This is a genomic window from Nocardia sp. CS682 (assembly GCF_004634405.1).
Classification (GTDB): domain Bacteria; phylum Actinomycetota; class Actinomycetes; order Mycobacteriales; family Mycobacteriaceae; genus Nocardia; species Nocardia ninae.
On sequence record NZ_CP029710.1, the window covers coordinates 5,366,953 to 5,390,411 of the forward strand.

21 protein-coding genes and 3 tRNA genes are annotated in these 23,459 nt (G+C 67.6%); 16 read left to right on the plus strand and 8 right to left on the minus strand.

The features are described from left to right. Nucleotides 1-122: 122 nt before the first annotated feature. From DMB37_RS24280 to DMB37_RS24295, 4 genes are all read left to right on the plus strand, one after another. A complete protein-coding gene (locus DMB37_RS24280) occupies nt 123-788 on the plus strand; it encodes a TetR/AcrR family transcriptional regulator (RefSeq protein WP_135234657.1) in 666 nt (221 codons plus the stop codon). Between the two features lie 95 nt (nt 789-883). Beyond that, a tRNA-Glu gene (locus DMB37_RS24285) sits at nt 884-956 on the plus strand. 28 nt (nt 957-984) lie between these two features. Next, a tRNA-Asp gene (locus tag DMB37_RS24290) sits at nt 985-1,058 on the plus strand. A gap of 59 nt (nt 1,059-1,117) precedes the next feature. Continuing rightward, nucleotides 1,118-1,194 (plus strand) — tRNA-Phe (locus tag DMB37_RS24295). A gap of 379 nt (nt 1,195-1,573) precedes the next feature. Here DMB37_RS24295 and DMB37_RS24300 read toward each other — a convergent pair. After that, complete coding sequence (locus tag DMB37_RS24300; protein ID WP_135234658.1) at nt 1,574-1,903, minus strand: hypothetical protein; 330 nt, start codon at nt 1,901-1,903, stop codon at nt 1,574-1,576. 297 nt (nt 1,904-2,200) lie between these two features. Between DMB37_RS24300 and DMB37_RS24305 the strand changes: the two genes are divergently transcribed. From DMB37_RS24305 to DMB37_RS24315, 4 genes are all read left to right on the plus strand, one after another. Continuing rightward, nucleotides 2,201-2,581, plus strand: a complete 381-nt coding sequence (locus tag DMB37_RS24305; protein WP_206055009.1) for a site-specific integrase — start codon at nt 2,201-2,203, stop codon at nt 2,579-2,581. A 560-nt stretch (nt 2,582-3,141) separates the two neighbouring features. Continuing rightward, nucleotides 3,142-3,822 (plus strand): GAP family protein, encoded by a 681-nt coding sequence (locus DMB37_RS24310; protein ID WP_135234660.1) that lies wholly within the window; start codon nt 3,142-3,144, stop codon nt 3,820-3,822. Between the two features lie 113 nt (nt 3,823-3,935). After that, entirely contained in the window at nt 3,936-4,103 is a 168-nt protein-coding gene (locus DMB37_RS40650; RefSeq protein WP_167768922.1) for a hypothetical protein, read from the plus strand. Nucleotides 4,104-4,380: 277 nt separating this feature from the next. Beyond that, nucleotides 4,381-5,082 carry a polyprenol monophosphomannose synthase gene (locus tag DMB37_RS24315; RefSeq protein ID WP_107654018.1) on the plus strand — a complete coding sequence of 234 codons (702 nt, stop codon included), beginning with the start codon at nt 4,381-4,383 and terminating at the stop codon, nt 5,080-5,082. A gap of 73 nt (nt 5,083-5,155) precedes the next feature. On the opposite strand, the gene DMB37_RS24320 is transcribed toward DMB37_RS24315, so the two are convergent. The 3 genes from DMB37_RS24320 to DMB37_RS24330 all read right to left on the minus strand — a co-directional run bounded on the left by DMB37_RS24320 (nt 5,156) and on the right by DMB37_RS24330 (nt 9,626). Further along, nucleotides 5,156-5,590 (minus strand): DUF6069 family protein, encoded by a 435-nt coding sequence (locus DMB37_RS24320; protein WP_135234661.1) that lies wholly within the window; start codon nt 5,588-5,590, stop codon nt 5,156-5,158. 161 nt (nt 5,591-5,751) lie between these two features. After that, a complete protein-coding gene (locus DMB37_RS24325; RefSeq protein ID WP_206055011.1) occupies nt 5,752-7,167 on the minus strand; it encodes an HAD-IB family hydrolase in 1,416 nt (471 codons plus the stop codon). Further along, entirely contained in the window at nt 7,164-9,626 is a 2,463-nt protein-coding gene (locus DMB37_RS24330) for a glycerol-3-phosphate 1-O-acyltransferase (RefSeq protein WP_135234662.1), read from the minus strand. The genes DMB37_RS24325 and DMB37_RS24330 overlap by 4 nt, the downstream gene beginning before the upstream one ends. A 130-nt stretch (nt 9,627-9,756) precedes the next feature. Here DMB37_RS24330 and DMB37_RS24335 point away from each other — a divergent pair, with 130 nt between their 5' ends. Together DMB37_RS24335 and DMB37_RS24340 are read left to right on the plus strand one after the other, a co-directional pair. Further along, nucleotides 9,757-10,524 carry a DUF2127 domain-containing protein gene (locus DMB37_RS24335; protein ID WP_206055373.1) on the plus strand — a complete coding sequence of 256 codons (768 nt, stop codon included), beginning with the start codon at nt 9,757-9,759 and terminating at the stop codon, nt 10,522-10,524. Nucleotides 10,525-10,627: 103 nt separating this feature from the next. Further along, the gene (locus DMB37_RS24340; protein WP_135234664.1) at nt 10,628-11,944 is read left to right on the plus strand and encodes a salicylate synthase; all 1,317 of its coding nucleotides are present in this window, start codon (nt 10,628-10,630) and stop codon (nt 11,942-11,944) included. Between the two features lie 110 nt (nt 11,945-12,054). Here DMB37_RS24340 and DMB37_RS24345 read toward each other — a convergent pair whose 3' ends face one another. Next, entirely contained in the window at nt 12,055-13,668 is a 1,614-nt protein-coding gene (locus tag DMB37_RS24345; protein ID WP_135234665.1) for a (2,3-dihydroxybenzoyl)adenylate synthase, read from the minus strand. A gap of 194 nt (nt 13,669-13,862) precedes the next feature. Here DMB37_RS24345 and DMB37_RS24350 point away from each other — a divergent pair, with 194 nt between their 5' ends. Together DMB37_RS24350 and DMB37_RS24355 are read left to right on the plus strand one after the other, a co-directional pair. After that, nucleotides 13,863-17,513 (plus strand): amino acid adenylation domain-containing protein, encoded by a 3,651-nt coding sequence (locus DMB37_RS24350; protein WP_240771639.1) that lies wholly within the window; start codon nt 13,863-13,865, stop codon nt 17,511-17,513. Nucleotides 17,514-17,540: 27 nt separating this feature from the next. Then, the gene (locus DMB37_RS24355) at nt 17,541-18,419 is read left to right on the plus strand and encodes an oxidoreductase (protein ID WP_135234667.1); all 879 of its coding nucleotides are present in this window, start codon (nt 17,541-17,543) and stop codon (nt 18,417-18,419) included. A gap of 12 nt (nt 18,420-18,431) precedes the next feature. Here DMB37_RS24355 and DMB37_RS24360 read toward each other — a convergent pair whose 3' ends face one another. Together DMB37_RS24360 and DMB37_RS40655 are read right to left on the minus strand one after the other, a co-directional pair. Continuing rightward, nucleotides 18,432-19,061, minus strand: coding sequence for a disulfide bond formation protein B (locus DMB37_RS24360; RefSeq protein ID WP_135234668.1), 630 nt, complete (start codon nt 19,059-19,061; stop codon nt 18,432-18,434). Continuing rightward, nucleotides 19,061-19,225 (minus strand): DUF5993 family protein, encoded by a 165-nt coding sequence (locus DMB37_RS40655; protein ID WP_167768923.1) that lies wholly within the window; start codon nt 19,223-19,225, stop codon nt 19,061-19,063. Before DMB37_RS40655 ends, DMB37_RS24360 begins: the two co-directional genes overlap by 1 nt. 174 nt (nt 19,226-19,399) lie before the next feature. Here DMB37_RS40655 and DMB37_RS24365 point away from each other — a divergent pair, with 174 nt between their 5' ends. The 4 genes from DMB37_RS24365 (at nt 19,400) to DMB37_RS24380 (ending at nt 22,818) form a co-directional block, all read left to right on the plus strand. Next, nucleotides 19,400-19,870: a carboxymuconolactone decarboxylase family protein gene (locus DMB37_RS24365; RefSeq protein ID WP_135234669.1), complete on the plus strand. Its 471-nt coding sequence runs from the start codon at nt 19,400-19,402 to the stop codon at nt 19,868-19,870. Nucleotides 19,871-20,170: 300 nt separating this feature from the next. Next, nucleotides 20,171-21,262: a 3-deoxy-7-phosphoheptulonate synthase gene (locus tag DMB37_RS24370; RefSeq protein WP_135234670.1), complete on the plus strand. Its 1,092-nt coding sequence runs from the start codon at nt 20,171-20,173 to the stop codon at nt 21,260-21,262. Nucleotides 21,263-21,398: 136 nt separating this feature from the next. Then, nucleotides 21,399-22,043, plus strand: coding sequence for a LysE family translocator (locus DMB37_RS24375; RefSeq protein ID WP_135234671.1), 645 nt, complete (start codon nt 21,399-21,401; stop codon nt 22,041-22,043). Nucleotides 22,044-22,110: 67 nt separating this feature from the next. Next, on the plus strand, nt 22,111-22,818 hold the full coding sequence (locus DMB37_RS24380; protein WP_135234672.1) for a trimeric intracellular cation channel family protein: 708 nt from the start codon (nt 22,111-22,113) through the stop codon (nt 22,816-22,818). 30 nt (nt 22,819-22,848) lie between these two features. Here DMB37_RS24380 and DMB37_RS24385 read toward each other — a convergent pair whose 3' ends face one another. Further along, the gene (locus DMB37_RS24385) at nt 22,849-23,397 is read right to left on the minus strand and encodes a dihydrofolate reductase family protein (RefSeq protein ID WP_135234673.1); all 549 of its coding nucleotides are present in this window, start codon (nt 23,395-23,397) and stop codon (nt 22,849-22,851) included. Nucleotides 23,398-23,459: the final 62 nt, after the last annotated feature.

Genomic DNA, 23,459 nt, shown 5'->3' on the forward strand with positions numbered 1-23,459 from the left:
AAGTTTGAAACTGGGCGAAAACCCGGTTTGAAGTATTGATAAAACTCATAACTTCGCGCCAAGGGCCCGTTCCTTTGGGGGTGGCTGTTTGGCGGCGAGTAGGCTTCGGAGGCGTTTCGAGCATGGCACGGCAGCAAGAGCGGGCCCGCCGGACACGTGCGGCGATTATCAGGTCCGCCGCCGTTGAGTTCGGGAAGAGCGGCTATGCCGCTGCATCGCTCAACCGCATATTGGAAGGGTCGCGTGCCACCAAGGGCGCCATGTACTTCCATTTCGATTCCAAGGAAGATCTCGCGCGCGCCGTACTGGAGACGGCGGTCGAACGCTATCGCGCATCGGCCGAGCGTTGGCTCGGCCGAACGGATCTCGGACCACTGGACATCATGCACGGCATGGTCGACGAGATGGCACTACGGCTCGAACACGACATCATCGTGCAAGCCGAATACCGGTTGATCATCGAACCGGACTTCTATCGAGACGTGCAAAGCGGTGGCGGACGGATCCTCGGGCGCGCCACCCGTGCGCTCACCGTCCGCGCCATCGATCAGGGACAGCTGCGCGCCGACGCGGACGCCGACCGGTTCACCCGCACGCTGACCGCCGCCCTGGCCGGCCAGCGCTACCTGGTCGACGCGCAAGGCTCCGGCATCGACCTGCGCGCTCGCTTCGAGGAAGCACTCGAGGTCGTCGTCGAGTCCATGGCCACCCCGGAATGGACCGAGAAGTTCCGCAACGACGGCTGGCGCACCCGTGCACGGCTCGAAGAGCTCAGTTTGGGCCTTTGACCAGCCGGTTTGGGAAACGAGTCCGGTCTGTCATAAGCTAACCGGGCTCCCAACGGACAGCCGTTGAAGCCGGTTCCGGAGAAATCCGGAGACGAGCCCCCTTCGTCTAGCGGCCTAGGACGCCGCCCTTTCAAGGCGGTAGCGCGGGTTCGAATCCCGTAGGGGGTACGGTCTTCGGACCGTTGGTAGTACGCAAGGCCCTGTGGCGCAGTTGGTTAGCGCGCCGCCCTGTCACGGCGGAGGTCGCGGGTTCGAGTCCCGTCAGGGTCGCAGAAGAGGCGCCGGAGCAATCCGGCGTTTCGCGTATGGCATTCAACTCGGGTGCCTGCGGCCAGGTAGCTCAGTTGGTACGAGCGTCCGCCTGAAAAGCGGAAGGTCGCCGGTTCGATCCCGGCCCTGGCCACCAAATCCCCTCGACATATCACCTGGTCGGGGGATTTTCGCGTCGATACCCCGTTGGGGCACTGTGACATTCGTTACCCTGGTTGACCGTAGAAAACCGGGGCTTGATGCACGCGGAGTGCACGGGCTTCCCGGTGACTTCCCTTCCCCTGCTTCCTCATACTGGCCATCCCTGAGCGGAGGGAGGTCGTGTCAAGGGCGCTCTTTCCCTTGACTCGGCCGAGTGAGGTCAGACAATTGGGGCCATGAGGAGCAGGCTTCAATGGGCTTCCGCGATCCGTAGACCCTCAGTCATGCTCACAGGGGATCAGACCAGTTCAGGCCCGCTCCCCTGTGGTCAAGTTCTAGCCTTCGCCGCCCTACTCGCCGCCCTACTCGCCGCCCTACTCGCCGCCCGACTCGCCGCCTTCGTCGACGCTTTCAGAACTTCCGCTCACGTCTTTGCATTGGTAGGCCCAGAGGTCCGGCAGATCGACAGCGCCGGTGTAGCACTTGAACTTGTGCCCGTCGATACTGCCGGTCAGGTTCACGACACCCTTGAGCATGTCGTGCGCCGGTCCGCTGACAGATTTGCAGTTGTGGCCGTATGTAGGGCCGCCCTGCGCCCTCTCGTTGGGGTCGTTGAGGGCTCTGAACAGCAAGGTGCATTCATAGGTGGTTTCTGTTTCAGCGTGGGCTGCGGGGGCGGCGATCAGCCAGCTGCTGGCTGACATCACGCACGCTGTCAATAGCACCGCGGCTCGTGGACGGTGGATGCGCACAGTAGTTCCCTTCGGTGGAGGTAAACCTGCTGAACAGGTCACGGTATCGCCTGGTATTCGATGCGACTTGCAGTGCGGATCGGACACTCTGAGATGTGGTCGACTTGTCGTGACCACAGCCAGTCGCCTCGTACGGCGCCGGAGGATTCGTGATCTGCTGCGGAGGTAGGTCGGGTACGGCTCATGTCGTGCTCAGCACGACGCGTTCGACAAGGACCAGACCCCAAGACCGATGCAGGCAAACGACCCGTGTCGATCCCGCCGCACCTCCGGCCGTACCTGGTCGAACACCAGGAGAAGTGGTCGGGCAAGACCTGGCTGTTCGTCGGTCGCGACGGCGAGCGGATGCGCGGAAACGCGATCTACCAAGCATTCGTACGGGCACGGGATCGTGTCGGCGTCGCGGTGACCTTTCACGACCTCCGGCATACAGGCCAGACCCTCGCCGCAAGCACGGGTGCGACCCTTGCCGACCTGAAAAAGAGACTGGGCCATTCTTCCAGCGCGGCCGCGATGCGCTACATGCACGCCGTCGACGGGCGGGACAAAGAGGTCGCGGCCGAGCTGAGCAAGCTCGCAGCCCGAGGTGACGCGGCCGGACTGCCCCGAACCATCCTCGTGCAGCACTAACAGCAGGTAGGGCACGGGGGAGTCATCAGTACGCAAATGGTCTCTGATCAGCGGTTTTGTGCCTGACTGAAAAGCGGAAGGTCGCCGGTTCGATCCCGGCCCTGGCCACTTCACTCGTAGGCGAGCCCTGCACGCGGACAGCGCGTGCGGGGCTCGTTTCGTTCGTGTCTTGTGGGGGTGCAACCCCCACGCCCCGCTCGGCGGGGCTTCGCCCCCCGAACCCCCGGACCGTGGTTGCGTTGGTGGGCAGGTGCGGAATTGACTGGAACGTGCCGGGTGGGTTCGTCGTCGGCATCATTGTCGGAGGAAGGCCTTCGCCGCCTCGACCATGAGCCAGATCGGGTCCGACCGCCGCCGCGGCGAGCTATCCGGCCGGGCCCAGGCCCGCGGGTCGCCTGGGTGTCGCTCTGCATCCTGGCGCTTGTGCTGCGGCTGATGATGTCCGCCATCATGGCCCGGCGGCGCCAGTCGGTGTTCGCGAGTGGGACTTGCGGGCGGCGAAGTGCGCGTAGCGCCTGCGTGATGTCCCGGCGGGGAGTCGTCCGTAGGCTGGGCGGGACATGGTGGCTCTCTTACTGGCGCTCGCGGGGTTTGCGGTGCTGGATTCCTTGGATGTGTTGTTGGTGGGGGTTACTACGGCGGTGGTGGCGGACAGTCGGCTGGGGCGGCGGTCGCCGTTGCCGGGTGGGGTGAGTTTTATTGCGGGGGTTTTCGCGGTTACCACGGGGTTTGGGCTCTGTACGGTGCTGGGGCTGAACTTTTTGAGCGAGTTGGTGGCGTTCGAGTTGACGCCTGGGGTGCGGTATTGGGGGGAGTTGGTGTTGGGGGTGGTGTTGATCGCGGTCAGTGCGGTGCCGGTGGTTCGGCAGCGGGGGACGCCGGGGTGGGCGGGGGTGTTGCGGCGGCGGCCGTGGTTGTTCGGATTCGTCGGGATGGCAATTGGTCTGGTGCAGGCGCCGACGGCGGTGCCGTATCTGGCGGGGCTGGCGATGATCTCGGCGCAGGATCCGTTGCCTGCGTTCTGGCCGTTGATCGTGGTCGCCTACTGTGCGCTTGCTTTGTTGCCGCCGTTGCTGGTGTTGTTGCTTTCGCTCCGGCGAACAACTAGAGCCAGGCGGGTGTACCGCACGATCGTGCGTGTGCTCACTCGGTACGCCCCGTCCGCATTACGGGTCCTGTTCGTGACGTTCGGCGCAATTCTGCTCATCGACGCGCTCGTCAACTTCCGTCAGCTCGCGTGAGTGGCACATGGCTGCGGCAAAACGCGAGTAGTTCACTCGATGGTGTGCCACGCACGACAATCGTGATCTTGGAAAAGCAGTGTGGGGGCGGCTGACGGTGGAATGCTGGAGGCATGGCTGAGCGCTGGTATTACTGCTTGAAGCACAAGCGCGCCGAGAAAGGTCGGCAGTGCTGGTTCCAGGATCGGATGGGGCCGTATCCGGACCAGGCGACCGCGGAGCGGGCATTGGAGATCGTCAAGGCGCGCAATGCGCAGGCTGATGCCGCGGACTCCGATTGACGCGACGGTGACCGGGCGCTTTCTCGCATGTGCTGAGTGGCAACCGATTTCGTCCGAACAGGAGTAACTCGGCGGGTACCGGCTGACTATCGCGCGTCGCCGATGCCGCTCCGTCGCATGCTGAGCCGGGCCTGAGGCCCGGAGAGGCGAGGGAGCCCTGTTCAGGTCTATCAAGTACGGTTTCTCAGAACTCAGACGAATGCTCGGTGGTCCTGACGTGGGCTGCGGGCTGGACCAGGATCAGCAGGGAGGGCGACCCTTGAGGGTTACCGTTGTTGTGCCGACCTACAACGAGCGGGAAAATCTGCCGGTTGCGGTGGCGCGGCTCACCGCGCTGCCGGTGCCCGACCTGCACGTACTCGTGGTCGACGACAGTTCACCGGACGGCACCGGTGAGGTCGCCGACAAGCTGGCCGCGGAGCTGCCGAACGTGGTCGGCGTGCTGCACCGCACCGAGAAGGACGGTCTGGGCCGGGCCTACATCGCCGGGATCACCCGGGCGCTGGACGAAGGCGCCGACGTGGTGATCCAGATGGACGCCGACCTGTCGCACCCGGCCGAGGTGATTCCGGCCATGCTGGAGCGGCTGACGACCACCGATGCCGGCGTGGTGCTCGGCTCGCGCTACGTGCCGGGCGGCTCCACCGCCGAAGAATGGAAGTGGCATCGCAAGGCGCTGTCGGCGTGGGCCAACTTCTACGTGAACCTGATCCTGCGGCTGCATGTGAAGGACGCCACCGCCGGGTTCAAGGCGTGGAAGGCGGACACGTTGCGCGCCATCGACGTCGCGTCGATCCGCAGCAACGGGTATTCGTTCCAGGTCGAGATGAACTACCGGACGGTCAAGCGGGGCATCGAGATCGCCGAGGTGCCGATCCGCTTCGAGGAGCGCACCCTGGGCGCCTCCAAGATGAGCCTGAAGGTGCAGCTGGAGTCGGCGCTGATGCCGTGGAAGCTGCTCTTCGGCAAGTCGGTCTGAGCGCACCCACCGAAACAACCAGCAGGGCCCCATCTCCGCTATGGAGATGGGGCCCTTAGTGGTTCGTGGCGGATCAAGCGGTGAGTCCGCGACGCAGCGCCTCCAGTCCGACGATGATGACCGGTGCCAGCACCAGGTGCATGACCGACAGCGCGATGGTGCTGACGGTGTCGAACGTGGCGGCGACGGTCAGGCCGATGGTCGCCACGGCGAGCACGCTGCCGACGATCTGAGCCACCCGCAGCACGCCGACCCAGCGGTAGGACAGCAGCGCGGCCAGGGTCATGCCGATGAGCAGCGGCACCCCGGACGACACGACCACCCCGCTGCCGCCGACGTAGGTGGTGACGCCCTTGTCGACCACCTCGAACGAGCCGCCCGCCGCCTCGCCGATCAGCCAGACGATCAGGTTGACGGCGACCGCGACGACGACGCTGCCGAGGACGGCGACCGGACGGTTGACCGCCGGGATACGCAGGGTGGGGGCGATGGTTTGCGTGGTGGTCATGATGTTCTCCTCATCCGAAGCTGTGTGCTTGGTACTGAGAACAATGGTGAAACCTGAACAATTATTTAGGTCAAGCCGGACGTCGAGTGGCGTGAATCACACTGGGCGGCGCCGCGGCAGTGGAATGCGGGGTGGCGCAACGGGGTTCGCGCGAGCGCCGGTCAGCCCGCGTCGGGCTCCGGCCAGTTCAGCAATGTGTCCAGGTACAGCTGCCGGACCGCCGCGACCTTGTCGTCCATGTCGTTCGGATCCCAGCCGCTGACGTCGATGGGGTCGAGGATCGCGACGTCCACCGTGCCGGGGCGCGCGACCATCGAGTTGCGCCAGCAGATTTCGCCCGCATTGCGGATGACGATCGGGATGATCGGCACCCCGGCCTGGATGGCGATGTGGAACGCGCCTTTCTTGAACGGCCCGACATCCGGTGTGTACGAACGGGTTCCCTCGGGAGCGACGGCGATCGACAGTCCGCTACGCAAGGTATCGACGACGGGCGCGAGGGCGGCCTTGGCCTTGTCGGTGCTGGAGCGATCGATGAAGGTGACGCCGACGAAGCGCATCAGCGGGCCGAAGACCGGGTTGCGGGTCAGCTCCTTCTTGCCGATTCCGGTGACGCCGCCGCACAGCACCTCGGGAACGATGATGATGTCGAACTGGCTCTGGTGGTTGAACAGGAACACTGCGGGCCGGCGCGCGCGGGCGTTGGCGGCGCCGGTCACCCGCAGGTGCACGCCCGCGATGCTCAGGGTGTTTCCCGCAGCGTGCTCGAGCAGCGCGTCGGCCATCTGCCGACGGTCCCTGGTGGGCGACTTGGCCGCGACACCGTAGAACGCGCCGCCGAGCAGTCCGGCGAAGCCCGCTGTGGTGCGCACGTAGTCGGTGGGGCGGGGGCCTCGCCGAGGCCGGAAGTGCAGCGCCGGCCAATCGTGCTTCGCGGCAAGAGCAGTCAGCTGCTCGTCGGGGTTCACCGCCGTCGGATGGCCGACCAGCGACAGCAGCGGCAGATCGGCGGCGTTGGCGGTGTAGGCGTAGCTGCGCGCGAGATCTATGTTGTCGGCGGCGAACTCGCGGACGGCTTCGGCCTTGCCGTTGCGCCACAACGTCTTGCCGTCGACGTAACCGGTGAGTATGCCGTCCTGGGTCGCCATCGGGGTGTACAGCACCTGCTCGATGCCCAGCGCGGCCGCCGTGGGTGCGACCTGGAAGCGGGTCAGCGAGCTGGCCAGCACCACGGTGTGCCCGGCCGCCTGATGGGTCCGAATCAGTTGCCATGCTTCGTGATACAGGTGGCCGTAAACGGTGCGCCGGAACAGCCGCTCGCCCAGCGCGGCCAGTTCGTCCTCCGGCTTGCCCGCCAGCGCCTCGGTGAGCTGGTGCAGGTAACGCCCGTATTCACCGTCGGTGGTGCCGGTGCGGATCCCGCTGAGCAGGACGGCCTCGACGCTACGCCGGTGAAACAGCCTGGGGCGGGCGAACCCGCTGACGACGGTCCCGCCGAAGTCGAAGATCGCGGCCACCTCGGGGCCTTGCGGACCGGACCGGATCGCCTCGGTCGCGGCGTGCAGCTCACTGTTCACCGAGTCTCCCGGTTGGACGGATCGAGCGCGGCCGCCTGCGAGATGCGCGCGCCGATGGTGCGCAGCCGATCCGCGAATTCCACTCGGCGCTCGGTCAATTCCGCTCTGCGCTTGGCCGAGTCGTTCGCCACCGGTTCGAGCAGGCCGTAGTTGTCGGCGAGTTTCAGTGCGCTGGTGAACAATTCGGTAGAGACCGATTCTGGGCTGTGCAGCCGCTGTTGCAGCATCATCTGCTTGCCGACCGCGACGCATTCGGCGATGAACTGCTTGCGATCGAGCTCGATCTCGGGGTCGCGGTCGGCCAGTCGTTCGGCCACCACCAGCTGCGCGTCGAAGAACGAGCGGAGCACGCGGTGCGCCATCATGAAGCCGGAGTCGGTGAGCTTGGCCATCACCTCGGAGCCGAGGGTGTTGTCGCGGGTGTGGCTGCGCCACTGCGGATCCAGCAGCAGCATCTCCGCCGTGATCTGCTCGGCGAACTCGGCCCGCTCGGGGAAGAAGAACTCGAACTTCAACAGGTCGCGCAGCCGGAACGCCTCGTCCCAGCCGGTGCTCAGCTGGTCGGCGCCGTCGCTGTCGAGCGCGGCCAGGATGGACAGTTCGAGAATGGCGCGGTGCACGAACCAGTGCACCGCGCTGTTGCGGTAGAACGCGGCCTCGAGGTGCGCGCCCGCCTCGATCGAGTACACCGGCTCCAACCCGCCGCGGTAGACCGTCACCACCTTCGCCAGCGAAAGCTGTTCCAGCACAACGGCCAGACCCTGATCGTCCTGCAAGGTGTCCAGCTCGCCGTGCGGCAGCTCGCGCTTGCGGATGTAGCCGAGCACCGGAGCCAGCACCGTGCGCACCTCGCCGAGGGTGAGCGCGCGCTCGTGCACACCGAGCAGCGCGAGCGTAACCAGCGCGTTCACCGTCACCGGCGTGACCGCGTTGATCCCGACGGCGATCTCGAAGGCCAACCGCTGCACGGCCTTACGCTCCAGCTCGGCGACCTCGGGTGTGTCCGGCTCGCCCTGCCCGGTCTCGGTGAGTCCGGCCGGCGCGGGCTCGGTGCGGTGCAGCGGGATGGTCAACGGTGGTGTGACGAGCGGGTCACCATGTGCCGCGAGTCGGTCGCGGGCCGAAAGCGGTTCGCCGAACCGCACATACACGTGCCCAGCCGAATGCTGTTGGCTCCGGATGTAACGCGCGAGCCAGGCGAGACCCTCGGGCTTCTTCCGGCCGCCGACCTGTTCGGTGGCGATGGCTCCGAGTTCGTTGAGCCGCTCGTAGGTGATCGACACCGGAACCAGCATGACGTCCTCGACCCGATCGGCACGCACCGCCGCCGCAAGGTAATTCAGCAGTCCGTAGCGCGGTGGGCGCAGCTTGCCGGTGCGGGTGCGGCCGCCTTCGAAGTACCACTCCAGGTTGAATCGCTTGGCCAGCAGGAAGGCGAAGTACTCCTCGACGACCGCCTTGTACACCTCGTCGTCGCCGAAACTGCGCCGGATGAACACGGTTCCGGTGCGCCGGGCGATCGGCCCCATCGGCCAGAAGCTGAGGTTGGCTCCGCCGATCACATGGTTTGGCGGGAAGTCGTTGCGGGCCAGCACATCACCGAGCACGAACGCGTCGACGTAGGAGCGATGTGAGGGCAGGAACACCAGCGGGTAGCGGCGGTTGAGGTCGCGCAGCGCGGCCAGCCCCGAATCGTCGGAGTCCACCTTCCAGGTCGACGCGTGGATCGGCCGCATCGCCTGGGTGAACAGGTCGGAGACCAATCTGCTTTGCGCGGCGACGAGTTCGTTCAACGCCTTCTCCGCGCGGCGATACACCTCGTGCGGGGCCGCGCCGATCTGGTCGGCGATGAGCTCGAGCCTGCGCACGAAATCGGGGGAGTCCATGATCTCCTCGGCCACCAGCCGGGGCACCTTGTACCGGTCGCCGATGATGGTGCGTTCGGCGCGCTCCAGCGCCACCACCGCGGCGCGCACGATGGCGCGGGCGAACGGCTCGCCCGTGCCCTTGGTGACCAGCGCGGCGGCTTCCGGGTTGTTCGTGCGCAGTTCGCTGAGCAGCGCGGGCTGTCCGGTCAGCACCACGTGCCGGTTCGGTTGGCCGACCAGCTTGCGCTGCGCCAGCCGGTTCGGCTTGCGCGGGTTGGTCAGCAGCGCCATGTCCGCGAAGGTGATCCGGCGGACGCCGTCGCGTTCCGGCGGCAGCCAGAGCACGCGCACCGGCACCACCAGCGGATCATCGTGCCTGCCGACCAGCCGGGTAGCGATGGCCCCCGCGTCCAGATCCAACTGGGTGATCGGGGCATCGGTGCCGAATTCCTTGGCGATACCGCCCTCGGCCAACCAGCTGCCGATGAGTTCGCGCTCCACCCCGGATGCCGCGTCCACCAGCGCCACCACCGACCCCGGTGCCGTCGCTCGCCCGATGTCCGCGGGCGCTCCGCCACGGTGCTCGATCATGCCTGGTTCCCTCCGACTGAAGATCTCCCTATTGAATCCCCCGAGGTCTGTTTCGCGCAGGCACTCGGGCGCGCAAGTTGAACGCGCGGCCAGGATCCCGCGTTCCGTCGGCGCGGCGAATTACGCTGCGCTGATGGATTGGGCCTTACGCGCGTGCGGTTGGCACGGTCACTACACCTATGCGCCGGACGAGGCGGAGCTGGCCGAACGGCTACGGGTCGACACCGTGGCCGGGGTGGCGTGGCGCTGTCTGCGGTGCGGGACCTTCGTGCCGGGTGCGCCGGTGGGGTCGGGGCCTGCCGATCACGCGCCCGAGGTGCCGCGCGGGCGGCTGCTGCGGGATCGCTGGCTGATGCGGGCCTTGGCGATCGAGCGGTTGCTGCGCGGGCTGCTGCTCGTGGTCGCCGCACTGGGCGTGTTGAAGTTCCGGTCATCGCGGGAGACCATGCGGGCCGCGTTCGATCAGGATCTGCCGCTGCTGCGGCCGTTCGCCGATCAGATCGGCTGGGATATCGATCGGTCCAAGATCGTGCATCTGATCGATGAGGCGTTCTCCTTGTCGAATACGACGCTGTTGTGGGTGGCGGTCGGCATCTTCGTCTACGCGACGTTGCAGGGCATCGAGGCGCTCGGGCTGTGGCTGGTGAAACGCTGGGGTGAGTACTTCGCCGTCGTCGCGACGAGTCTGTTTCTGCCGCTGGAGATCTATGAACTGACCGAGAAGGTCACCGCGCTGCGGGTCGGCGCGCTTCTGGTCAATATCGCCGCGGTGGTGTGGCTGCTGTCCTCCAAGCGGCTGTTCGGGCTGCGCGGTGGCGCGGCCGCGTACCACGCGGAACACAGTGCGGAGAGTTTGCTGAGCGTCGAGCGCTCCGCGCTGGCTGTGCCCCCGAAATGACCGGGCCGCACTCGGTCGTTGTGTTCGCTAGCACAGTACGAGCGTAATCAGGTAATGCTAACCTTACCTCTAAAGATGGGCCAGCTAGAGCTTTGGAGGATCGTTGTCGACCACGGACGAACGCTTGCGGGTTGAGTATGTGACCGATCCGGCGGCAGCGATGTCCCGGCTGGCGGGGGCGGATCGGTTCGGCGAGTACGTGATGTACGAGCGACCGGGCGAGTGGGTGTTCGCGGCCGATCCGATCGGCGGTATCGAGCTGGATGTCGAGGAACTGCGGGTCACCTGGGCGGGGCAGACCACCGTGACCCCGTGGGAGGGCCGCCCGGCCGGCGTCGTCGATCGGGCACTCGGCTTGCTGCCGCTCGACGGACGCAATGCCTACGGCTGGATCGGATTCGAGTTCTGCGCATGGGCATTCGACGCGACGCAGTATCTGGACCCGCGGACCACGCTGGTGCAGTTGATGATTCCGCGCATCGAGGTCCGGATCGGCGAGTTCGGCATCCGGGTCTCCGGTGCCACCCCGGCGGAGACCGGCGACATCCACGACCTGATCACCGAATCACAGGAAACCGAACTGCCGCAACCGCATCCGACGGATGTCCGGCTGGACCCGACGGCTTATGCCGACCGGGTGGCCAAGGCGGTCGGCGAGATCGAGGCGAACCGCTATCAGAAGGTCATCCTGTCGCGGAAGGTCGATCTGCCGTTCGTGGTGGACATCCCCGCGACCTATCGGCTCGGTCGCGCGCACAACACGCCCGCGCGTTCGTTCCTGCTGCGGCTCGGTGGGCTCGAAGCGGCCGGGTTCAGCCCGGAGCTCGTCGCATCCGTCGACGAGAATCGTCTGGTGACCACCGAACCGGTCGCGGGCACCCGTGCCTTCGGGCGTGGCACGGAGATCGATATGGCGGCGCGGGCCGACCTGCTCACTGATCCCAAAGAGATCGTGGAGCACGCGATTTCGGTGCAGACTTCGTTCGCGGAGATGGCGTCGGTGTCCGATCCGGGTAGCACCGCCGTCTCCGACTTCATGGCGGTGCGCGAGCGCGGCAGCGTGCAGCACCTGTCCTCCACGGTGTGCGGCAGGCTGGCCGCCGACCGGTCCAGTTGGGAAGCGCTCGAGGTGCTGTTCCCCTCGGTCACCGCCTCCGGGATCCCCAAGCACGCGGGCATCGATTCGGTGTTCCGACTCGATCACGATCCGCGCGGGTTGTATTCCGGTGCGGTGGTGACGGTTTCGCCGAACGGCGCACTGGAGGCGACCCTGGTGCTGCGGGCGATCTATCAGACCACCGAAGGTGCCTGGTTGCGCGCGGGGGCGGGCATCGTCGCGCAGTCCAAGCCGGAGCGGGAATTCGAGGAGACCTGCGAGAAGCTCGGCAGCATCGCGCCCTACGTGGTGCGGGCGCAGTAGCGAACTCCTCCGGGTAGTACCGCCGTCGGGCAGCGCATCGAAAGGTGCGCTGCCCATTGTGTTCCCTGGAATGCCACCCGTAGCGGCGAGCCGCTGTTTCGACAGCCCCATCAGCTCTCGACACCGCGCAGTGCTTTCTTGTCGATCTTGCCGACGGCCGTGATCGGCAGCTGGGCCGAGCGGCGCAACACATCGGGCAGCTTGTACGTCGCCAAGCCGCGCGCGGCGAGGAAGTTCTTGATCTCGGCCAGTGTCGGCATCTCGCCGTCGACCACCAGTACGGCGCAGACCTTTTCACCGACGGCCGGATCGGGCAGCCCGACGGCGGCGGCATGCCGGACGGCCGGGTGGGTGAGCAGGTGCTCCTCGAGCTCGTCGCACGAGATGTTCTCGCCGCCGCGGTTGATGACGTCCTTGATCCGGCCGGAGACCACCAGGTGCCCGCTGGGCAACCGGCGCACCAGGTCGCCGCTGCGGTAGTAACCGTCGGGGGTGAAGGCGCGGGCGTTGTGCTCGGGTGCGCGGTAGTAGCCGCGAATGGTGTACGGACCCTTGGTGAGCAGTTCACCCTCCGCGCCAGGTGCCACATCGTCGCCTGCCGCGTCGACGATCCGGATCTCGTCGGCGGGGGACAGTGGCCGCCCCTGGGTGGTGTGCACCAGCTCGTCGGGGTCGTCGAGCCTTGTGAAGTTGAGTAGTCCCTCGGCCATGCCGAACACCTGCTGCAGGGTGGCACCGAGCGCGGGTCCGACCGCACGAGCATTGACCTCGGCGAGCCTGGCACCGCCGACCTGGAGCAGTCGCAGCGAGCTGAGGTCGGCCGCCTCCCATTCGGTTGCGGCACACCACAGCTGAGCCAGCGGCGGCACTACGGCGGTCACCGTGACGCCGTGCCGTTCGATGGTCGCGAAGGCGCTCTCCGGGCTGGGATCGGTGACGAAGGCGACCGCGCCGCCGACGCTCACCGTGCCGAGGATGCCCGGGCAGGCCAGCGGGAAGTTGTGCGCCGCGGGCAGAGTCGCGAGATAGACATCGTTCTCGGTGAGCGCGCAGACCTCGGCGCTTGCCGTGGCGTTGTAGGCGTAGTCGTCGTGCGTGCGCGCGATCAGCTTCGGCAGACCCGTGGTGCCGCCGGAAACCAGCATCAACGCGATATCGCCCGGGTCGATCTCCGGCAGCGAACCACCCGCGCGCGGTATCGCATTCAGACCGACGCCGAACCCTGGCTCGCCGAGCACCAGCACGTGCCGCAGCGAGGGCACCGACTCGCGCACGGCGGCGGCCAGCTCGCGGTAGTCGAAGTCGCCGAGCCGATCGATGACGATGTACGCGACGGCATCGGAAAGGGCTGCCAGATGTTCGATTTCGGCCCGCCGGTGCGCGGGCAGGGTCAGTACGGGAATGATCCCGGCGCGCAGTAAGCCGAACAGCACAGTCAGGAACTCCGGCATGTTCGGCAGCTGCACCACCACCCGGTCCCCAGGCGCGATGCCCAGCGCCAGCAGTCCGTGCGCCATCCGGTCGGCCTCGGCGTCCAGCCAGGCATAACTGCGCGTGGCCTCGGCATCGAGCAGCGCGGGCCGGTGCGGATGCCGCCGTGCCGTCTCCCGCAACAGGTCGCCCAGCGCGCGACCGCGCCAGTACCCGGCCGCCCGATACGCCTCGCCCGCCGCGGTGGGGAAGGGCACATAACCATCGCGATGCGGGGTGGATGTCGAAGTCACGGTCTGCCTCACAGGTAGCTCACGCCGCTCCCGGCGAATGTAGGTAAGGCAACCCTATCTCAATGCGATACGCTCGATCGAGCAGTCTCGATCCGCCGGACACGGCGGCGACCAAGGAGTGACAGCGCCAGATGGAGCCAGCACAGCGACCGGGGGGCGGGGCGGAACATAAGGAAAGCGCAGCCAGGGGACCGGTGATCGCACGCGCCGACATCCGCGCCGCCCTCGCCGAGCACCTCGGCGTGCCCGCCGACGCGATCGACGACAACGCCGACCTCATCCAGCTCGGCCTGGACTCCATCCGCACCATGAAGCTGGCCGGTGGTTGGCGCAAGCGCGGCGCCGAGATCAACTTCGCCCAGCTCGCCGCCGCGCCGACGGTCGCGCAATGGGCGCACCTGCTCGGGGCCGGCGACAAGATTGCCGCCACCGAGATCGCGGTCCAAGCCGCCGCTGCGCCATCCGAGGCTGCCGGTGCTGAGGTCGCTGGCGTTGCTGCCGCTGAAGTTGCCGCCGCCACTGCCGCCGCCGCTGCGGAGGTGGTCGGCGTTGCTGCCGCTGAAGTTGCAGCCACCAGCACTGCCGCCGCCGAGGTCGCCGCTGCCACCGCCGCCGCGGCCACCGCTGCCGGCGCCACCGCGCCGACTCTCTCGGTGGCATCCGAGGATGAATTCGCCCCCTTCCCGCTGGCGACGATGCAGCATGCCTACTGGATCGGCCGCTCGGACGAGCAGGATCTCGGGGGTGTCGCCGCCCATCTGTACGTCGAATTCGACGGCACCGCAGTTGATCCCGTGCGGCTCGAGCGCGCGGTCGGTGACCTCGTTGCCGCACACCCGATGCTGCGCACCAGGTTTCTGCCGGACGGCACGCAGCAGACGATGGCAGCGGCCGAGCGCCCGGTCTTCTCCGTGGTCGATCTGCGCGCTCTCCCCGGCGGCGCGGCCGAGGCGGAACTGGCTCGCCTGCGCGACACCAAAACACATCAGCGGCTGGCGATCGAGGACGGCCAGGTGCTGGATGTGACGCTGAGCCTGCTCGCCGACGACCGGACCCGGCTGCACCTCGATGTCGACATGCTGGCCGGTGACGCGATGAGCTACCGGGTGCTGATCGCCGACCTCGCCGAGCTGTACCACGGCGCGACGTTGCCGCCGCAGGGCTACAGCTATCGGCGCTACCGCACCGAGCGCACCACCGACACCGCCGCGTGGCAGCGGGATCGGCAGTGGTGGCAGCGGCGGCTACCCGAGCTGCCCGGCGCACCCGAGCTGCCGACGATCCCGGTCAGCGAACGCACCGACCCGCACCGCACCGTCCGCTACGATCATTGGCTCGCACCGGAGGCGAAGCAGCGCCTGCTCGCCGCCGCCCATGCCCGCGGCGTCACCCCGGCAATGGCGTTGGCCGCGGTGTTCGCCGAGACCATCGGCGGCTGGTCGGCGCAGAGCCGGTTCCTGTTGAATGTGCCGCTGTTCCATCGGGAACCGGTGCATCCGGACGTGGATCGCGTCATCGGCGATTTCACCTCGTCGATCATGCTCGAGGTGGACGTCAGCGCGGACGTGACGGTCACGGAGCGGGCCAAGGCTTTACAGCGCGCCATGCACGAAAGTGGCGCGCACACCGCGTATTCGGGCCTGGAGGTGCTGCGCGATCTGGGGCGTCAGCGCGGCGAGCCGGTGCTCGCGCCCATCGTCTACACCAGCGCGCTGAACCTGGGCGAGTTGTTCGCCGAGTCGGTGACCGACACCTTCGGTGAACCGGTCTGGATCATCTCGCAGGGCCCGCAGGTCTTGCTGGACGCCCAGGTCACCGAGGTGCGTGGCGGACTCCTGCTCAACTGGGATGTGCGGGAATCGGCCTTCCCCGGGGGAATGATCGACGCGATGTTCGCCAGCTACACCGACGCCATCGGCAGGCTCGCTGGCGCCGCCGGCTGGGATGCCGAAGCCGCTGTGCGACTGCCGGTCTCGCAGGCTTCGGTGCGCGCCGCGGTGAACGCGACGGACGGACCGGTGAGCGGGCGCGCGCTGCACGAGGGCTTCTTCCAGCACGCCGTTGCCGCCCCCGATTCTCCGGCGGTGCTGTGGGGTGTCGACGGCGGCTGGACCTATCGCGAACTGGCCGCCCAGGCACTCTCCGTCGCAGGAGCGTTGCGAGACAACGGAGTTCGGCCGGGGCAGACAGTCGCGGTACAGCTGCCCAAGGGGCCCGACCAAATTCTGGCCGTGCTCGGCGTGCTGGCCGCCGGCGCCTGCTACCTCCCGATCGGGTTCGACCAGCCGGTCGGGCGCCGCGCGGAGATCCTGCGCACCGGTGACGTGGTCGCGGCACTCACTGTCGACGGCGCGGATGTCGGCCGCACCGAGATCACCTGTTTGCCACTGTCCACGGCACGCAATCATCCGAACCCACTGCCCGAACCGGTGATACCCGAGACGGACGCGATCGCCTACGTGCTGTTCACCTCCGGCTCCACCGGCGTGCCGAAGGGTGTCGACGTGCCGCACAGCGCCGCGATGAACACCATCGACGCGGTGAACAGCTGGTTCGAGGTCGGCGCGCACGACCGGGTACTCGGACTCTCCGCGCTGGAATTCGATGCCTCGGTCTACGACATGTTCGGCATGTTCTCGGTGGGCGGCGCCGTGGTCGCACTGGACGCCGAGCAGCGCGCGGAGGCCACCACCTGGGTGGAACTGCTTCGGCATCATCGGGTTTCGATCCTCAACTGTGTGCCAAGCATGCTGGACATGATCCTGGACGTCGGCGGCGACCAGCTCGGCGATTCGCTGCGTGCGGTAACCCTCGGCGGCGACTGGGTCGGCGCCGACCTGGCCCGCAGGCTCGCCCGCCAGGTGCCCGGCTGCCGCTTCGCTGGCCTCGGCGGTGCCACCGAAACCGCCATCCACAACACCATTTGCGAGGTGACCGACCCGCCCGAGCACTGGGCGACGGTGCCCTTCGGGGTGCCGCTGCGCAATGTGCGCTGCCGGGTCGTCAACGCGGCGGGTCGTGACTGCCCCGACTGGGTGCCCGGCGAATTCTGGGTCGGCGGTGCGAATGTCGCGGCGGGCTACCGCAACGACCCGGAGCGGACCGCCGAACGTTTCGTCCTGCACAACGACATCCGCTGGTACCGAACCGGCGACCTGGCGCGGTACTGGCCGGACGGCACCATCGAATTCCTCGGCCGCGCCGACCATCAGGTGCAGATCCGCGGCTACCGCGTGGAACTCGGTGAGGTGGAGAGCGGACTGCGCAGCGCACCCGGTGTCCGGCACGCGGTGGCCGCCGTGGTGGGCGGCGCGGCACCGAAACTCGTCGCCGCCGTCGCAGGCGCGACCGGTACCGTCGCCGAGATCATCGCGGCGGTCTCGGACCTGTTGCCCGGCTACATGATCCCGTCCAGGATCGAGCTCCTCGACCGAATGCCGTTGACCGACAACGGAAAACTGGATCGCCGCGCCGTGCTCGCCCTTCTCGAACCGGCAGGCGCCGAAGCGCGGGACGCCGCGCCGAGCGGTCCGCTGGAAGCGGCGCTGGCCGCGATCGTCGCGGAAGTACTCGGCCTGGACCGGATCGGTGTGCACGACGACTTCTTCGCCGCGGGCGGCGATTCGGTGCTGGCGACCACGGCCATCGCTCGCGTGCGCGAATGGCTCGATGTGGACCACGCGCTGGTGGCCGACCTGCTGATCGGCCGCACCGTCGCCGACCTCGCCCAGCGGCTCACCGCCAGGGAAACCGCCCTCGGCACCCCCGGCCGATTGCACGGCGTCGCCGCGCTTTACCTGGAGGTCGCGGCGATGAGCGACGACGAGGTGCTTGCTCGGGCCTGACCCGGTAGCCGGTTTAGACTCGCCGGTATGAGCAGGTGGGATACCTCGTCGATGCCCGATCAGACCGGTCGCAGGTTCATCGTGACCGGCGCGAACAGCGGGCTGGGGGCGGCCACGGTGCGCGCGCTGGCCGGGGCCGGTGCACAGGTGGTGCTCGCCTGCCGGAACGTGGCCAAGGGGGAGCAGGTGGCCGCGCCGTTCGGCGACCGCGCGGTGGTGCGCAAGCTGGACCTCGCGGATCTGGCGTCGGTGCGGGAGTTCGCCGCGGCGGCGGAGCCGGCCGATGTGCTGATCAACAACGCCGGCGTGATGGCGCTGCCCCAGCTGCGGACCGCCGACGGCTTCGAGATGCAGGTCGGCACCAACCATCTCGGGCACTTCGCGTTGACCGGGCTGCTGTTGGACAAGATCTCGGAGCGGATCGTCACCGTCGCCAGCGGCGCGCACACCATCGGCAAGATCGATCTGGACGACCTCAACTGGGAGCGCCGCAAATACCAGCGCTGGGCCGCGTACGGGCAGGCGAAGCTGGCCAACCTGATGTTCGCCTATGAGCTGCAACGCAAGCTGACCGCGGCGGGTTCGTCGAAGATCTCCGTCGCCGCCCATCCCGGGTACGCCTCGACCGAGTTGCAGTCGCACACCGAGTCGATCCTGGACGCGGTGATGTGGCTCGGCAACCTGGTGCTCGCGCAGAGTGCCGAAATGGGCGCGCTGCCAACGCTGTACGCCGCCTCGGCGGAGGTCGAACCGGGCGGCTACTACGGTCCGACCGGCCTGCGCGGTCTGCGTGGCTACCCCGGTGTCTCCGGTTCGTCGAAGGCGTCGCGGGACACCGATGTCGCCCGCGGACTGTGGGAACTGTCGGAGAAGCTGACCGGCGTCGCCTACGACTTCGCGAAGTGAACGCCCGCCGCGTCAGCTGAGAATGTGCAGGTCGTAGAACAGCTGGTAGCGACTCGGATCGTCGGGCAGGAACCAGTGGAACCCTTCCAGAGCAAAGACCACAACAAGGTTGATCGCCAGCACGACGCCGAGGAACCACAGCGCGATCAGTCCGATCAGACGGTGCGGGGTCGCCGGGATGGTCCGCGCCGCGGTGCCGTGTGAAAACGACAGCAGCGCACCGACGGTCGCGATCGCGGCGACGAAAAGGATCAGGGCCCAGACGTAGAGGTGCAGACCCAGCACCGGCGCACCGTAGCCGGGGTCGCCGGGCAAGATGTGCAGCATGGTCTGCCGCCAGGACGGGAATCCGCCTGCGACACAGCCGACTATGGCCAGACCCCAGCCCATCGCGTAGTCGCGGGCGGCAATTGCCCCGGTCATGCCCTTGCGGACGATGACCGCGGCGCCAAGCGCGGCCAACGCCATGAACATGCGCTGCACCATGCACAGCGGGCACGGATAGTCCCAGCTGCCGAACTGCACGCCAAGCCCGCCGCAGATCACACCGGTCCAGCCCACCACGAAGATCACGGCCAGCCAGTATTGGAGCTGTCCTGCAACGGTTTCCGTGGCCCGGGCGGGCACGGTCTCGGTGGCCATCAGTAGTTCAACCCGAGGCCGAGTCCGCCGGTGATGTGATGCGCCATCAGCAGCAGCGTGGCGACCAGCAGCACCCACCAGGCGCCGAGCACCATCCGCCGGGAGCGCTGCCCGCACAGGATCACCAGGACCGCGAGTAGGCCGCCGAAGATGAGCGTATCCATAGCTATGGAACATTACTCGGGTCTGGGGAGGTCGCTCGTGGACACGCCGCGCTCTGAGCTGCGACGATCGATCGAAATCGGGAGTGGCCCAAGTCACGTGCGCCGCCGAGTCACACTCCGCCGACCCGCGTCGTCCTCTCTGTGCAGACGCAGAACAACGAAGGAAGGCACCCCATGGAACCCCGCATCAACCTCTACGCCAACCCCGTCGCCGCCAGCTTCACCAAGCGACTCACCATGGCGTCCAAGGTCATCAACGACTCCACCCTGCCCGCCGCCACCTACGAGCTGGTGAAGATCCGCGCCAGCCAGATCAACGGCTGTGGCTACTGCACCGACATGCACACCAAGGACGCCGCGCACGCCGGTGAAACCTCGTTGCGGCTCAATCTAATTGCCGCCTGGCACGAGTCGACCGTTTTCACCGAGGCCGAGCGGGCCGCGCTCGCGCTCACCGAGGAAGCCACCCGGATCGGCGACGGCCGCGCGGTCAGCGACGCGGTGTGGCAGGAGGTGCGCAAGCACTACGACGACGACCAGATCGCCGCATTGATCGCCGCCATCGCTATGATCAACGCCTGGAATCGGATGAACGTCATCGCCCGCACCCCGGCCGGCGACTACGTGCCCGGTCAGTGGGGCTGAGCTTGTCCCGCGCTCCGCTGCCGCCGCGCACCGAACGTCAGGCCGGCGTTCGGTGCGCACCGCGATATGCGCGACCGGCGCGCACTGTGCGATACGGCACGGTCCCCGCTCCCCTCGGTACCTGCCTGGTACAGTCCCTGACGTGCAGCGCGCGTATTTCTGGTTTAGCAAGCCGGCCCTGGGTGGGCAGGTCTGCGGCTACCAGCTGCGCTGACAACATTCCACCCCGAGCCGGATTATGGACCGGCTCGACGGGGTTTCACGTCCGTGGGGTCGGCCGAAGAAAAGGAACCCACGACCATGACTACCGCTGCCGACATCGATGCGCGGCATTCTGATCTCGACGACCAACGCACCCTGAGCGTGAGCCCGCTGCGCTCGCCCGCCGAGGTACGCAGTGTGCACCCGATCACCGACGGACTCGCGAACACGGTCCGCCGCGGCCGCGCGGCCACCGTGGATGTGCTCAACGGTGTGGACGACCGCCTGATGGTGATCGTCGGACCGTGCTCGGTGCACGACCCGGCCGCCGCCCTCGACTACGCGCGCCGCCTGGCCGCCAAGGCCGCCCAGCTGGACGACCGGCTGCATGTGGTGATGCGGGTGTACTTCGAGAAGCCGCGCACCACCCTGGGCTGGAAGGGGCTGATCAACGATCCGCACCTGGACGGCTCCTTCGACGTCAACACCGGTCTCGGCTTCGGCCGCAAGCTGCTCGCCGACATCAGTGCGCTCGGCCTGCCGGTGGCCTGTGAGTTCCTCGATCCGATCACCCCGCAGTACATCGCGGACCTGGTCTCCTACGGCGCGATCGGCGCCCGCACCGCGGCCAGCCAGGTGCACCGCCAGCTGAGCAGCGCGCTGTCCATGCCGGTCGGCATCAAGAACGGCACCGACGGCGATGTGCAGGTGGCGGTCGACGGTGTCCGCGCCGCCGCGGCCAGCCACGTGTTCCCCGGCACCGACCTGGACGGGCGTGCCGCGCTCATCCGCACCACCGGCAACCCCGACTGCCACGTCATCCTGCGCGGCGGCACCTCCGGCACGAACTACGACGCGGCGTCCGTCGCCGAGGCGTGCATGTTGCTGGAGAAGGCCGGGCTGCCGCAGCGACTGGTGGTCGACGCCAGCCACGGCAACAGCAACAAGGACCACAACAAGCAGGTCGACGTGGTCACCGATATCGCGGCCCGACTGGCCGCCGGCGAACCCGGCGTGGTCGGCGTGATGCTGGAGAGCTTCCTCGTCGCAGGTCGGCAGGACCTGACCCTCGGCCACGCCGACGAGCTCACCTACGGCCAGTCGATCACCGACGCCTGCCTCGATTGGGACACCACCGCCCGCCAGCTCGACCGGCTCGCGGACGCGATCCAGCAGCGCCGTAACCTCTGACCGCCGCGGGTGTTTTCAGCTTCCCGCTCGGGCACCCCGGCGGGAAGCTGACAGCCGGAGCGCACCGTCGATCACCGGGCCAGCAACCTCGAAGTGGACCGAGACGCGTCGGCACAGGTGGGCGACGATCGACTGTGTGATCGAAATGGCGGCGGTGTTCGGGGTAGCGGTGGTGGCGTTGGGGTTGGTGCTGACGCCGGGGCCGAACATGATGTATCTGGTTTCTCGGACGGTGTCGCAGGGGCGGCGCGCCGGGTTGGTGTCGCTGGGCGGTGTCGCGGCGGGGTTCGGGGTGTATCTGGTCGCGGCCGCGGTGGGGATCACTGCCGTGTTCGCGGTGGTGCCCGGGTTGTATCTCGCGGTGAAACTGGCCGGTGCGGCTTATCTGCTGTGGTTGGCCTGGCAGGCGTTGCGGCCGGGCGGGACTTCGGTATTCGCGCCTTCGGCGTTGGCTCCGGATCCGGCGCGGCGGTTGTTCACGATGGGGTTCGTCACGAACCTGCTGAATCCGAAGATCGCGATCATGTACATGGCGCTGATCCCGCAGTTCGTGTCGCCCGATCAGGGACAGGTCTGGTTGCAGAGCCTGTGCCTCGGACTGGTGCAGATCGCGGTGGCGTTGACCGTGAACGCGCTGATCGTGCTCGGCGCGGGCGGCATCTCGACCTTCCTCACCGGCCGACCGCTCTGGCTCCGCACCCAGCGGTACGTCATGGGCACCATGCTCGGCACCATCGCGGTCCTCGTCGCCACCGATCGCGCCCGTCCCGTTCCGGCCTGAGCCGCGACCCGTCTTATCCGCGCCTGTCGGTGCGGTATGTGTGGCGGGATATGACACGGTGAGCGGCATGGTGGATTTCGGTGCGGGGGTGTCGGCCGCTCACTTCGGGCTGTCGGTCGACGCGGTGCAGCACATCGGCGAGTTGTTCGGGGTGTTCGCGTTCGCGAGTTCGGGTGCGCTGCTGGCCGTCCGGCGCGATTTCGACATCTTCGGCATCCTGGTGCTCGCGTGCGCGACCGCGCTCGGCGGCGGCATCATCCGGGATCTGCTGATCGGCCGCACACCGCCAGCCGCGTTCGTCGACCTCAGCTATCTGTACACGGCGATACTGGCCGCGGCGGTGATCTTCTTCTGGCATCCGTCGCGGCGGCTCACCCGCGGTCCGCTGGAGGTCGCCGACGCCTTCGGGCTCGGCTTGTTCTGCGTGACCGGGACGGTCATCGCCTACTCACGCGGCCTCGGTGCGCCCTCGGCGGCGCTGCTCGGCCTAGTCACCGCGATCGGCGGCGGCGTGATCCGGGATCTGCTCGGCGGGCAGACGCCGAATGTGCTTCGGCCGGACCAGATCTACGCGGTGCCCGCCCTGATCGGCGCCGCCACCACCGCGACACTGCTGCACTTCGGCGTCTATCAGGCGTGGACCGGGGCGCTGGCCGCGCTCGGCGCCATCGCCTTCCGTTTGCTCGCGCTGCGCTTCGGCTGGCATGCGCCGCAAGCCCGTCGGTATCCGCGCACCCGACCACCGGCCGATCCGACGCTGCCGCACCCGTCCTGATCGGAATGCAGGACGGGTGCCGCACCACGGTTAGCCCGCCAAGCGGTAGCGCAGTTCCGCCCACTGCCCGATGTGCGTAACCTCGACGAGTTTCATTCGCGCGGACAGGATTCGACGCGGCAGCAGTGGCGCACCCGCGCCCAAGGTCACCGGTGCGATGCCCGCGATGATCTCGTCGAGCAGCCCGGCGTCGGCGAACTGACCGGCCAGGTCGCCACCGCCGAGGACCCAGATATTCTGCTCGCCTGCGGCTTCCGCCATTTCCTTGTGCACCGACTCGACCGTGCCGGACACGAAACGCAGGTTGGCGCCCGGGATGGCAGGCAGTGTGCGATGGGTGAAGACCCAGCACGGGATGTCGCCGTAGGTCTTCGCCCAGTTCTCCGGCGGGTCGTTGGCCACGATCCACTCGTAGGTGGTCGCGCCCATGCACATCGCACCGACATGGCCGAAAAACTCGGTGATGTTGTGGTCTGCGGAGCCGTCGGCGTCGTCGATCTCGAACAGCCAGTCGAGCGAGTTGTGCTCGTCGGCGATGTAGCCGTCGAGACTGGTCGCGGTGAAGTATTGAGTTGCCATGCGCCATACCCTGTCAGCGAACCTTGACAGGGTATGGCAGGTTTTCCTGGCGGATCTCCGCG

Bases quoted from the DNA above. Each gene is read 5' to 3' on its own strand.
- DMB37_RS24280 (WP_135234657.1), top strand. From the start codon at position 123: ATGGCACGGCAGCAAGAGCGGGCCCGCCGGACACGTGCGGCGATTATC.
- DMB37_RS24300 (WP_135234658.1), bottom strand. From the start codon at position 1,903: ATGTCAGCCAGCAGCTGGCTGATCGCCGCCCCCGCAGCCCACGCTGAA.
- DMB37_RS24310 (WP_135234660.1), top strand. From the start codon at position 3,142: ATGGTGGCTCTCTTACTGGCGCTCGCGGGGTTTGCGGTGCTGGATTCC.
- DMB37_RS40650 (WP_167768922.1), top strand. From the start codon at position 3,936: ATGGCTGAGCGCTGGTATTACTGCTTGAAGCACAAGCGCGCCGAGAAA.
- DMB37_RS24320 (WP_135234661.1), bottom strand. From the start codon at position 5,590: ATGACCACCACGCAAACCATCGCCCCCACCCTGCGTATCCCGGCGGTC.
- DMB37_RS24330 (WP_135234662.1), bottom strand. From the start codon at position 9,626: ATGATCGAGCACCGTGGCGGAGCGCCCGCGGACATCGGGCGAGCGACG.
- DMB37_RS24355 (WP_135234667.1), top strand. From the start codon at position 17,541: ATGAGCAGGTGGGATACCTCGTCGATGCCCGATCAGACCGGTCGCAGG.
- DMB37_RS24360 (WP_135234668.1), bottom strand. From the start codon at position 19,061: ATGGCCACCGAGACCGTGCCCGCCCGGGCCACGGAAACCGTTGCAGGA.
- DMB37_RS40655 (WP_167768923.1), bottom strand. From the start codon at position 19,225: ATGGATACGCTCATCTTCGGCGGCCTACTCGCGGTCCTGGTGATCCTG.
- DMB37_RS24365 (WP_135234669.1), top strand. From the start codon at position 19,400: ATGGAACCCCGCATCAACCTCTACGCCAACCCCGTCGCCGCCAGCTTC.
- DMB37_RS24370 (WP_135234670.1), top strand. From the start codon at position 20,171: ATGACTACCGCTGCCGACATCGATGCGCGGCATTCTGATCTCGACGAC.
- DMB37_RS24380 (WP_135234672.1), top strand. From the start codon at position 22,111: ATGGTGGATTTCGGTGCGGGGGTGTCGGCCGCTCACTTCGGGCTGTCG.
- DMB37_RS24385 (WP_135234673.1), bottom strand. From the start codon at position 23,397: ATGGCAACTCAATACTTCACCGCGACCAGTCTCGACGGCTACATCGCC.